12 protein-coding genes are annotated in these 9187 nt (G+C 32.6%); all 12 read left to right on the top strand.

What is annotated here, in order from left to right; all coding sequences use genetic code 11:
* Positions 1 to 72: 72 nt before the first annotated feature.
* The 12 genes from gcvH (at position 73) to AC6CH4_RS01815 (ending at position 9184) form a co-directional block, all read left to right on the top strand.
* A complete protein-coding gene (gcvH, locus tag AC6CH4_RS01870; protein ID WP_192185997.1) occupies positions 73 to 453 on the top strand; it encodes a glycine cleavage system protein GcvH in 381 nt (126 codons plus the stop codon).
* Entirely contained in the window at positions 446 to 838 is a 393-nt protein-coding gene (locus tag AC6CH4_RS01865; RefSeq protein WP_498099660.1) for a VanZ family protein, read from the top strand. Before gcvH ends, AC6CH4_RS01865 begins: the two co-directional genes overlap by 8 nt.
* Positions 839 to 947: 109 nt before the next feature.
* Positions 948 to 1691, top strand: a complete 744-nt coding sequence (deoC, locus tag AC6CH4_RS01860; RefSeq protein ID WP_498099658.1) for a deoxyribose-phosphate aldolase — start codon at positions 948 to 950, stop codon at positions 1689 to 1691.
* Positions 1692 to 3833 (top strand): energy transducer TonB, encoded by a 2142-nt coding sequence (locus AC6CH4_RS01855; RefSeq protein ID WP_498099656.1) that lies wholly within the window; start codon positions 1692 to 1694, stop codon positions 3831 to 3833.
* Positions 3834 to 3989: 156 nt separating this feature from the next.
* Positions 3990 to 4892 (top strand): heme o synthase, encoded by a 903-nt coding sequence (gene cyoE, locus AC6CH4_RS01850; protein WP_498099654.1) that lies wholly within the window; start codon positions 3990 to 3992, stop codon positions 4890 to 4892.
* 2 nt (positions 4893 to 4894) lie between these two features.
* On the top strand, positions 4895 to 5482 hold the full coding sequence (locus AC6CH4_RS01845) for a cytochrome c oxidase subunit 3 (RefSeq protein ID WP_498099652.1): 588 nt from the start codon (positions 4895 to 4897) through the stop codon (positions 5480 to 5482).
* 42 nt (positions 5483 to 5524) lie between these two features.
* Entirely contained in the window at positions 5525 to 6505 is a 981-nt protein-coding gene (locus AC6CH4_RS01840; RefSeq protein ID WP_498099650.1) for a cytochrome c oxidase subunit 3, read from the top strand.
* Positions 6506 to 6523: 18 nt separating this feature from the next.
* Positions 6524 to 6874 carry a cytochrome C oxidase subunit IV family protein gene (locus AC6CH4_RS01835; RefSeq protein WP_498099648.1) on the top strand — a complete coding sequence of 117 codons (351 nt, stop codon included), beginning with the start codon at positions 6524 to 6526 and terminating at the stop codon, positions 6872 to 6874.
* Between the two features lie 78 nt (positions 6875 to 6952).
* On the top strand, positions 6953 to 7609 hold the full coding sequence (locus AC6CH4_RS01830) for a hypothetical protein (RefSeq protein ID WP_498099646.1): 657 nt from the start codon (positions 6953 to 6955) through the stop codon (positions 7607 to 7609).
* Positions 7610 to 7619: 10 nt separating this feature from the next.
* The gene (locus AC6CH4_RS01825; RefSeq protein ID WP_498099644.1) at positions 7620 to 8309 is read left to right on the top strand and encodes an SCO family protein; all 690 of its coding nucleotides are present in this window, start codon (positions 7620 to 7622) and stop codon (positions 8307 to 8309) included.
* Between the two features lies 1 nt (position 8310).
* Positions 8311 to 8892, top strand: coding sequence for a DUF420 domain-containing protein (locus AC6CH4_RS01820; RefSeq protein WP_498099642.1), 582 nt, complete (start codon positions 8311 to 8313; stop codon positions 8890 to 8892).
* Entirely contained in the window at positions 8885 to 9184 is a 300-nt protein-coding gene (locus AC6CH4_RS01815; RefSeq protein WP_498099640.1) for a hypothetical protein, read from the top strand. Before AC6CH4_RS01820 ends, AC6CH4_RS01815 begins: the two co-directional genes overlap by 8 nt.
* Positions 9185 to 9187 lie beyond the last annotated feature (3 nt).

Raw genomic sequence — 9187 nt, 5'->3', positions numbered from 1 at the left:
AAACGGGATTTAATTAGAAGATTGTTACATTTGTGGCTTCAAAATTCAATTATCAATTTCAAACATAGTATTATGAGCATACCAGCAAATTTAAAGTACACAAAAGATCACGAATGGGTTAGCATCGAAGGAGATGTTGCAACTGTAGGAATTACTCATTTTGCTCAAAAAGAGTTAGGAGATATCGTATATGTTGAAGTAGAAACTTTAGATCAAACACTTGATAAGGATGAAGTTTTTGGTACAGTTGAAGCTGTAAAAACAGTTTCTGATTTGTTTTTACCTTTAACAGGAGAAATTATTGCTTTTAATGAAAGTTTAGAAAGTGCGCCGGAAACAGTAAATTCTGATCCTTACGGAGCTGGATGGATGATTAAAATTAAAATTGCTGATGCATCAGAAATAGATTCTTTATTATCTGATGAAGCTTATAAACAACTTATCGGTGCCTAAACAACTTCTTTTAATTTGGGCAATTATTTGTTCAGGTATCATTACTTATTTTTGTCTGACAAATTCAAGTAATATTCCGGCGATAAATTTTCCAAGCATTGATAAAATTGTTCATTTTTGTTTTCATTTCGGATTTACAGTTTCCTGGATTTTATTTTTTAAAAAAGAACTGAAAGGAAAAGAGGCTAACGATTATAAGGCTTATCTTATTTCGTTTATATTTTCAGTTTTTTTTGGAATTACAATCGAAATTTTGCAAGGTGTATTAACGACAACAAGAACGCCGGATGTAACAGATGTTTTATCAAATACAATTGGTGCAACCACCGCTGTTTTTTCTGCTATAGCTTTTAGGAAACAAATAGATAAAATAATAGGAATATAATTACCCACTTCGGTGGGTTTTTTGTTGTCAAAAAATCAAGCTTACTAAGTAATGTTTTTTTACGAATTTTAAATGTATTTTTGTCGAAATTCGATGTAACATCAAGATCATGAATATTAAACAATATTTAGATTCAACCTATTTGAAAACTGCTTCTCAGGCCGGACTTTCGGAAGAGCAAAATATCGACGTTATTAAAAAGGCGATTAATGAAGCAATCGCTGAGGGTTTTAAACTAATTATGATAAGGCCTAAGCATGTTGTATTAGCTAAAGAAATGATTTTAAAAGCCAATTCAAATTTAAGTGTTGGTACTGTTATAGATTTTCCTGAAGGTAAATCGTCAATTGAAGATAAAATTAAAGAAGCAAATCAGGCAATAGAAGATGGAGCTGATGATTTAGATTTTGTATGTAATTATGAAGCTTTTAAAAATGGTGAAATTACTTTATTAAAAGAAGAAATTGTAATAGGTACACAAATTGGGCTGGCCCATAATAAAACAGTAAAATGGATAATCGAAGTTGCTGCTTTAAGCGATAAAGAGATTATCCAAATCTCTGCGTTGATAAAAAATGTTGTTATATCAAATTTTAAAGAAGACGATTATGCCTCTGTTTTTGTAAAGTCATCAACAGGATTTTATAAAACTGAAAATGATTTGCCAAACGGAGCAACAGTTTCTTCTATTATAATGATGCTGGAAAATGCGTCACCTTTGCCGGTAAAAGCAGCTGGTGGAGTAAGATCTTATAAAGATGCAATCGACATGATTCGTTTAGGTGTTAAACGAATCGGAACTTCAGCAGCAAAAGAAATTGCAAATGGTGAAAATGCCCCAAATGAATATTAAATGAAAACCAAAATTTACGTGAATAAGATTTTTTTAGCCTTTATTTTTACACTAGCTACTTTATTTGTTTTTTCGCAAGAAACCACTAATTCTTCTGTAAAGCCTGGTTTTACAACAGAACAGTTTCCTGTTTTTTCAAATTGTGAAAATTTAGAATCTAAAAAACTGGAAAATTGTTTTTACAAAGAAGTTCAGGATTTCGTCTTTCAGAATTTTCAGGTTCCTGAAAATTTAAAACAAACCAATTATCAAGGTGAAGTAAAAGTCCTTTTTGAAGTTGATGCTACTGGTGTCTTTAAGGTGATTTATGTAAATGCTGCCAATGATGCACTGTCTGAAGAAGCAAAGAGGGTTTTTGGTCAATTTCCTCAGATTAAACCATCAACTTATAATGGAAAACCAACTTATTCAAAATATACGATTTCAATTGGTATTCCTCTAAAAAGCGCAGAACAAATTGCTTCTGAAGCGCTGGCAGCTGCGGAAATTTTAAAACCAGTCGAAAAGCCAATGACAGAACTTGATAGTATAGTGTATAAAAAATACAATAATCCTGAGTTCGAAAGTCATTTAAATATTCCGTTTTCTCATAGTTATTATGCACAATTCGACGGTGCTATGAATCAGGTTGGAAGTAATAATCATACTGCTTCAAAGCCGTATACATATGCTGAGGTTTCAAAATATTATAATTTAAAAGCGGTTAACGAGTCGCTTCAAAAAAAGGCTTCAACCTGGTTGGGAAGGAAATGGTGGAACGAAAATTTGGTTCAGATTCAAGGTGAAGATTATTGGTTGACTTTAAATCCTGTTGTCGATTTGCAAATGGGTAAAGCATCAGATCTTGATGCATCCTATACTTATGTGAATACACGGGCTTTAAATTTTAGAGGTGGTTTAGGAAAACAGATTAATTTTACAACCACGGTTTTTGAAAGCCAGGGAAGGTTTGCGGGTTATTTTAATGATTATGCTGAAACATTAAAACCTTCAGGAGGAAACCCGGCGATTATTCCCGGAGTTGGTATTGCAAAAAGATTTAAAACAGATGCATACGATTTTCCTTTAGCGGAAGCTAATATTACCTATGTGCCAAGCAAATTTTTTGATTTACAATTAGGTTACGGGAGGAATTTTATCGGAGATGGTTATCGATCATTATTAGAAAGTGATGGAGCCAGTCCGTATCCGTATTTTAAAATCAACACGACTTTTTGGAAAATAAAATATACGAATACCTATATGTGGTTAAAAGATGTTCGTCCTGATGTTACGGTTGAGAAAACATACGCATCAAAATTCATGGCAAATCATTATTTAAGCTGGAATGTTTCAAATAAATTAAATTTAGGTTTTTTTGAATCTGTAGTTTGGACTGATAGCAATAATAGAGGTTTTGATGTTAATTTTGTAAACCCAATTATTTTTTATCGTACCGTTGAGTTTGCATCGTCTTCTAAAAGTGGTAATGCGCTTTTAGGATTTACTGCTAAATATAAATGGAATAATAATGTTAATTTATATGGTCAGTTTTTGCTGGATGAATTTTCGGTTGGAGATATGGCGGCAGGAGAGCAAAGTTGGAAAAATAAGTTTGGCTACCAATTGGGAGCAAAATACTTCAATGCTTTTAAAGTAAAAGACTTATTAGTGCAATTAGAATACAATCATGTACGACCTTACGTATATTCGCATAGTGCTGTTGTTACAAATTATGGTCATAATAATCAAAGTATTGGGCACCAATGGGGAGGGAATTTTAATGAGCTTTTAGTAATTGGCCGATATCATAAAGGTCGTTATTTCGGTGATGCTAAATTTACAATTGGAACCAGAGGTCTTGATTTTGATACCGCTCAGGATAGTTACAATTATGGAAGTAATATTTATAAGAGCTACGATGAAAAACGACCTTACGATAAGGGGGTTGAAGTGGGGCAGGGGAATAAAACAAGTGTTTTTATTGCCGATATTCAAGGTGGGTATTTGATAAATCCGATGACAAACCTTAAATTATTTGGAAGTTTTATTTATAGAAATTTTGATCCGACACAAGAAACAGCTACCACATTCAAACAAAGTACAACCTGGTTTACAATCGGATTGCGTACTGATGTCTTTAATTGGTATTTTGACTACTAGTATTTAATAAGATTTTTCGAAATAATTGTGTTAAAGATTTGCAAGTCCTTATTTTATAAAGGTTTTATTGAAAAAAATCTAAATTTATAGTCAGGAATTGTACAATCTAATTTGTACATTTGCACCACTCAAAAAAAACATACAAACAATAACGGTTTGAATACTACAAAAAATACATTTTCATTAAAATCAATATTTCAGGATTTCAAAGAAATAACTAAAGCAGGATTAGCTATTAGTGTTTTGTTCTCTTCAATTGCGGGATATTTATTGGGTGTGAATGATGAACATCCTTTTAAATGGAGTGTTTTGGCAATTTTGTCAATTGGTGGATATTGTATGGTTGGAGCATCGAATGCTTTTAACCAGGTAATTGAAAAAGATATCGATTCGTTAATGGATCGTACAAAAAACCGTCCTGTTCCATCTGGGAGAATGTCTCCAAATATGGCTTTGTTTGTAGCAAGCGTACTGACTATTTTAGGTATTGGTTTGTTGTATTCAATAAATGCAAAGTCGGCAATGTTTGCTGCGATTTCAATATTTTTATACACTAGTATTTATACGCCATTAAAAACGGTAACTTCGTTATCGGTTTTTGTTGGTGCTTTTCCGGGTGCAATTCCGTTTATGTTGGGTTGGGTAGCAGCTACAGGAGAATTCGGTATTGAAGCCGGGACCTTGTTTTTGATTCAATTTTTCTGGCAGTTTCCTCATTTTTGGGCTATTGGATGGTTTTTGTATGAAGACTATGAAAAAGCGGGAATCTTCATGCTTCCAACTGGTAAAAAGGATAAAGGCACTGCGTTACAGGTTATTTTATATACAGTTTGGTTAATAATAGCTTCCTTGTTACCTGTTTTAGGGTATACAGGACAGTTGTTTATTAGTCCGATTGCTGCAGTTATAGTTTTTTTATTAGGATTGTGGATGTTATTCTATGCTGTAAAGCTGTATCAACTACGAACTGCAAAAGCAGCCAGAACATTAATGCTGGTAAGTGTTTCGTATATATCGTTGCTTCAAATAGTATATATAGTAGATAAATTTTTAAGATAGTTATGGAAATGACAATGACAACAGGTGAGGAACAATTACAGAAATCAAAATCGGCTAAACTGATTTTGTTATTCGCCATGGTAAGTATGACCATGATGTTTGCCGGACTTACAAGTGCATTTGTAGTAAGTAAATCAAGAGCTGACTGGTTGAAGAATTTTGAACTACCAACAGCGTTTTATTACAGTACAATAGTTATTATTGGTTGTAGTATTACTTTTTATCTGGCTAAAAAAGCCATTCAGAAAGATAACAGGAGTGTAACAACGGCATTGCTTTTAGGAACATTAGCGTTAGGTATTTTATTTGTGATTTTACAATTTGTTGGTTTTGGACAAATCGTAGAAAGTGGTTATTATTTTACAGGAGAAGGTAGCTCAATTACTACAACTTTCCTTTACGTAGTAACGGTTACACACTTATTACACTTGGCTGGTGGGCTAATTTCACTTTTAATTATAATTTATAATCATTTTAAACAAAAATACAATTCGACTCAAACTCTTGGTATAGAACTAGGTGCGATGTATTGGCACTTTTTGGATTTATTATGGGTATATTTATTTTTATTTTTATATTTCTTTAAATAAGAAAAAAACGTAAATTTGGGAACTTTTTAACGAATATCTTTTATGGAAGCGACAGTTACTACTGCAAATAACGAAGAAAAAACTTGGGGAGGCGGCAATGAGCCATTAGGAGCAAGTTATGGTAAAATGATGATGTGGTTTTTTATCGTATCAGATGCCCTGACATTCTCTGGATTCCTGGCTGCTTATGGTTTTTCTAGATTTAAATTTATTGAAACGTGGCCTTTGGCTGATGAAGTGTTTACTCACTTCCCATTTATGCATGGTGTTTCGGCTCCTATGTATTATGTAGCCTTAATGACTTTTATTTTGATTTTCTCATCAGTAACAATGGTTTTGGCTGTTGATGCAGGTCACCAATTGAAAAAGACAAAGGTTGCTATTTATATGTTCTTAACTATTATTGGAGGTTTGATCTTCGTTGGTTCTCAAGCCTGGGAATGGAAGAACTTCATTAAAGGAGAATACGGTGCAGTAGAAACAGCAGGTGGAAGTTTGTTGCAGTTTGTTGATGCACAAGGAAACAGAGTAGCTCTTGAAAAGTTTGCTGTGAAATTGCCAGAACAAAGACAAGCGCTTACAAGAGCAGAAGGTACGTGGTTTGTAGAAGATGCAGAAACACAACCTACCTATTCTGTTGCTGAAGTACAGGCTGGTTTTAAAGCACATCCTGAGTTATTGATAAGAACGGAGCAGCTTACTGATAAAAAGAAGAAAACAGTATTGACAAGAGCAGAATCTGAGTCTCGTCTAAGTACTGCAAAATATGTAGTAGAAGGAGCTAACTTAACCAGAAACGAATACGGAAGTAAATTATTTGCTGATTTCTTCTTCTTCATTACTGGATTCCACGGATTCCACGTGTTTTCTGGAGTTATCATCAATATCATTATTTTCTTTAATGTATTATTGGGAACTTACGAGAAAAGAAGAAGCTATGAAATGGTAGAGAAAGTTGGTTTATACTGGCACTTTGTCGATTTAGTTTGGGTATTTGTATTTACAGTTTTCTACTTAGTTTAATTTTAGATTTTAATTATTATGTCACACGAACACGTATCAAATACAAGAAGAATCTGGTTTGTTTTTGCATTACTTTCAGTAGTAACTACAGTAGAAGTTATTTTGGGTATTTTAAAACCAGAAGCATTAGAATTTAATCATTTTGTAGGTTTGAATTTGTTGAACTGGATTTTCTATATCCTTACAATTTTCAAAGCTTATTATATAGTATGGGCATTTATGCACATGGAAGGTGAAAAAAGCAGCCTTAGATGGTCTGTTGTATCACCAGTTATTTTCCTAGTTTTATATTTATTGTTTATTCTATTGACAGAAGGGCATTATATTTATGGGGTTTTTAAAGATTCTACTATTAAATGGAATTTTTAACATGATATTAATTCGAAAAGAAGCTCCGTTTAACGGAGCTTTTTTTATTTTTGTACTTCAATAACTTCCGCTAATAAAATGAAAAAAAATATAGTTCTCTTTGTACTTTTTGTTCTGCCAATTGTAGCTTATTTGTTTTTTGCTTCAGGAGTAAACAGTTTTACCAAACTTCCAACAATAACTCCTAAAATTGCTGACCTTGGTAATTGGAAATCACTAAAAGGCGAAAAAGTAACCTTAAATAATAAAATAACTATTCTTGGTTTTTCTGGTTCTGAAATTTTAAAAAACAGAGGAAACTTTTTCAATCTGAATGAAAAAATCTATCAACGTTATAATGGCTTTAAAGATTTGCAGTTTGTAGTGGTTTGTCCTTTAGGAACAGAAAATGATGCACACAAAATTGTTGAGTCTCTCGGTGCTTTTACTGATGTTTCAGGCTGGCATTTTGTTTTTGCTTCCTCTGAGGAAATTAAAACCTTCTATGATCAATTGCATTTAAAAGGGAAATTAGATCAAAATCTTGGAACATCAAATGTTTATATAGTAGATAAAGAACGAAATTTAAGAGGAAGAAAAGGCGCTTCAAAAGATAAAAAAGATGAGTACAAGGAAGGTTATAATACTTTTCACCCTTCTGAGTTAAGCAATGAAATGCTGGATGATTTTAAAATCATATTATACGAATATCGTGCTGCTCTTAAAAAGAATCATAATGCCACAAAAGAACTTTAATCTTTAAAATATGTTTAAAAACAAATCATATATCGGAATTTCGTTTATCATTTTAATTTTCGGAATTTACGCAGTGCCAAAAATTGTTGACAGAATAAAAAATGGCGAAGTTGTAAAAGCAGATCGTTTGGATAACGTAGGTTTGAAATCTTCAAAATCAGATGGTAAATTATTGACTATAGGCCCGGCTCCTAAGTTTGAACTAACGAATCAGGACAACGCTAAAATATCAAATGAAACTTATAAAGGAAAAGTATATGTGTTGGAATTTTTCTTTACAACTTGTCCATCTATATGCCCAAAGATGAATTTAAGTATGCTGGAAATTGAGAAAACTTTTTTCGGAAATCCCAACTTTGGAATCGTTTCCATTACAATCGATCCAGCTCATGATACACCACAAGTTTTAAAAGATCATGCGAAATTATTGGGAGCAAAATCATCAAACTGGAATTTTTTAACCGGTGATAAGGCTACTATCATGGATTTATCAAATAAAGGATTTAATCTGTATGCAGGCGAAAATGCTAAAGTAAATGGAGGTTTTGAGCATTCTGGTTTGTTTGCCTTAATTGATAAAGATGGAAATATTCGTTGTAGAAAAGATGAATTCGGAAACCCAATTTTATATTACGACGGTTTAGATAAAAAAGGAGTTAGAGATATTCAGGAAGACATTAAAATATTATTAGAAGAATAAAATGGAAGATCATTCATTAGAAAAAAAATACAGCAAGTTTATTGTTACGGTATCAATTATAATTCCGGTTGTCGTGGCTATATTATTTGGAGTTAAGCTTAAAGACTTCGGAATTAATGTTGAACCGCTTTCATTTTTGCCACCAATTTATGCAACTACAAATGGTATTACGGCAATAGTTTTGGTTTGGGGAGTAATTGCAATTAAAAATGGAAAGCGTAAATTACATGAACGTTTAATGACGTTTGCAATTGGTCTTTCGGTTGCTTTTTTGGTAATGTATGTTGCCTATCATATGACGGCTGATTCTACTAAGTTTGGAGATTTGAATCACGATGGAATTCTTGACTTAACTGAAACTGTCAAGATTGGTGCAATACGTTATGTGTATTTTATTATTTTAATTACTCATATTTTATTGTCTATCGCTATTATTCCTCTAGTATTAATTACTTACGTAAGAGCCTTGGCACAACGTTTTGACAGACACAGAAAAATAGCTAAAATAACTTTTCCACTGTGGCTGTATGTTGCAGTTACAGGTGTTGTGGTTTACTTAATGATTTCTCCTTATTATGCATAAAATAGAAAATAGAATAAAGAATAAAGAAAATAGAATAGAAAATAGAGGCGGAGTTGGAAATTTATTCTCAACTAAATGTTTCTATGTTCTTTTTTCTATCTTCTTTTCTCTTGCAGCTAATGCTCAATGCGCCATGTGTCGTGCAGCGCTTGCGGGTGATTCTAACACGAAAAAAGCGGAAGCGGTAAATGATGGTATCGTTTATTTGATGGTAATTCCTTATTTACTTGTGGGAATTATTGGCGTTCTGATTTATCGAATGTACCAATCAAAAAAGAAAAAAGCAGTATAAATT

The sequence above is a fragment of the Flavobacterium sp. GQ95 genome (assembly GCF_059758655.1).
This window is presented reverse-complemented; position numbering and strand designations above follow the sequence as displayed.

Excerpts from the sequence above, each read along its gene's own strand:
- gcvH (WP_192185997.1), top strand. The coding sequence starts at position 73 with ATGAGCATACCAGCAAATTTAAAGTACACAAAAGATCACGAATGGGTT.
- deoC (WP_498099658.1), top strand. The coding sequence starts at position 948 with ATGAATATTAAACAATATTTAGATTCAACCTATTTGAAAACTGCTTCT.
- AC6CH4_RS01855 (WP_498099656.1), top strand. The coding sequence starts at position 1,692 with ATGAAAACCAAAATTTACGTGAATAAGATTTTTTTAGCCTTTATTTTT.
- AC6CH4_RS01845 (WP_498099652.1), top strand. The coding sequence starts at position 4,895 with ATGGAAATGACAATGACAACAGGTGAGGAACAATTACAGAAATCAAAA.
- AC6CH4_RS01840 (WP_498099650.1), top strand. The coding sequence starts at position 5,525 with ATGGAAGCGACAGTTACTACTGCAAATAACGAAGAAAAAACTTGGGGA.
- AC6CH4_RS01835 (WP_498099648.1), top strand. The coding sequence starts at position 6,524 with ATGTCACACGAACACGTATCAAATACAAGAAGAATCTGGTTTGTTTTT.
- AC6CH4_RS01830 (WP_498099646.1), top strand. The coding sequence starts at position 6,953 with ATGAAAAAAAATATAGTTCTCTTTGTACTTTTTGTTCTGCCAATTGTA.
- AC6CH4_RS01825 (WP_498099644.1), top strand. The coding sequence starts at position 7,620 with ATGTTTAAAAACAAATCATATATCGGAATTTCGTTTATCATTTTAATT.
- AC6CH4_RS01820 (WP_498099642.1), top strand. The coding sequence starts at position 8,311 with ATGGAAGATCATTCATTAGAAAAAAAATACAGCAAGTTTATTGTTACG.
- AC6CH4_RS01815 (WP_498099640.1), top strand. The coding sequence starts at position 8,885 with ATGCATAAAATAGAAAATAGAATAAAGAATAAAGAAAATAGAATAGAA.